The sequence below is a fragment of the Bacillus sp. LR--39 genome (assembly GCF_053613335.1).
This window is the reverse complement of record NZ_JBSIOT010001201.1, coordinates 1-603: the sequence shown is the minus strand read 5'-3', so window position 1 is coordinate 603 and position 603 is coordinate 1. Positions and strand designations below refer to the sequence as shown.

At 44.8% G+C, this 603-nt stretch carries 1 protein-coding gene; it reads left to right on the top strand.

Going from position 1 to position 603, the window contains the following annotated elements; genetic code table 11:
* Positions 1-603: amino acid permease (locus ACWHAR_RS29420; protein ID WP_452088735.1), on the top strand; the 603-nt coding region annotated here is incomplete at both ends.

Genomic DNA, 603 nt, shown 5'->3' with positions numbered 1-603 from the left:
ACCGTTAAACTTTTCGGAGAATTAGAATTTTGGTTTGCATTGATCAAAGTCATTGCCATACTGGCTCTGATCGTAACTGGTATTTTCCTGATTGCGAAAGGTTTTTCCGCAGCTTCCGGCCCTGCCAGCCTCACCAACCTTTGGAGCCACGGCGGCATGTTCCCAAATGGATGGCACGGGTTTATCCTATCGTTCCAAATGGTCGTCTTCGCTTTCGTGGGTATTGAACTGGTTGGACTGACAGCAGGTGAAACAGAAAATCCCCAAAAAGTGATCCCTAAAGCCATCAATCAAATCCCTGTCCGGATTTTACTTTTTTATGTTGGCGCACTTTTCGTGATTATGTGTATCTATCCTTGGAATGTGTTGAATCCAAACGAAAGCCCATTTGTTCAGGTCTTCTCTGCAGTAGGCATCGTTGTGGCTGCCAGTTTGATCAATTTTGTTGTATTAACATCAGCCGCGTCAGCTGCAAATAGCGCTTTATTCAGCACAAGCCGAATGGTCTATTCACTTGCAAAGGATCATCACGCACCTGGACTATTAAAGAAATTAACTTCTTCTAACGTGCCAAGCAATGCGCTGTTCTTTTCATCCCTCGCC